The organism is Staphylococcus sp. EG-SA-2 (genome assembly GCF_017152085.1).
In genome coordinates, this window is sequence record NZ_JACYHC010000954.1 from 1 (window position 1) to 883 (window position 883).

Consider the following 883-nt stretch of genomic DNA (forward strand, 5'->3'; position numbering starts at 1 on the left):
CCTCCAATCAATCGTCCATAAGACAACTCTTTATATTATAGCTTACACCTGCTAATAAAAAAAGTAAGCATATTACATTAAATCTAATGTTACTCACTCAATACTTGATAAACTACTATGTTTTGACATTAAATATGAACTTAATTATTCATTTATCATATTTAAGATGACATTAAAAATTAGGAAAGCAGGCTGGAACATAAATCCCTAAAAAGACAGTAGTAAGATATTTTCTAATTAAAAATTATCTTACTGCTGTTCTCTATTTATACAATACTTCGTATTGAATGGCTTCGCTATGCCCATCTGGCACATTACTGTAAAATTCTATAAATAGAATTTTTGATGATGGGTCCCTTCCTAGGGTGCCGTCTCAGCCTCGGTCTTCGACTGGCACTGCTCCCTCAGGAGTCTCGCCATTAATACTACGTATTAACATGTAATTTTACTTTTAAATACTTTAAAAAAATAAGACATGAATCGTCTACACTTAATTGGACAAATTCTATGAGAATAGATATTGTTAATTTAAGAAAGTAGGCTATTTTGAGTTTCACTCGAATGTCAGTTCGAGGAATAAATAAAGTTAAACGAGAGCTAGGTTTTGTATTAATGGCACTTAATATAAGGAAAATAGCAGCTCAACGAGCTGTACATTATAAAATACATATCAAAAAAGCTGATTTCTATCAAATAATTAATAGAAATCAGCTTTTTACATTGCCTAAGAACTTAATGTCCCAGCCTCCTTCATAACTTGTATAAAAAGATCATTAAAAACGATTCATTATATGGTTCGTCCATTCAAAGTATATACTAATCTTCAACTTCGATATGATTAAAGCGATAATAGATACCATCCGGACCTTGTAAATTTAAATGT

The 883-nt window shown here is 30.7% G+C and carries 1 protein-coding gene and 1 pseudogene; one reads left to right on the top strand and one right to left on the bottom strand.

Annotation, left to right across the window (positions count from 1 at the left end; all coding sequences use genetic code 11):
* Positions 1-540: 540 nt before the first annotated feature.
* Positions 541-756: pseudogene (locus tag IDG60_RS16640) on the top strand (IS5/IS1182 family transposase); the annotation flags it as partial.
* 60 nt (positions 757-816) lie between these two features.
* Here the strand turns inward: IDG60_RS16640 and IDG60_RS22680 are convergent.
* Positions 817-883 (bottom strand): hypothetical protein (locus IDG60_RS22680; RefSeq protein WP_241013328.1); only part of this gene is annotated, 67 nt, incomplete at its 5' end.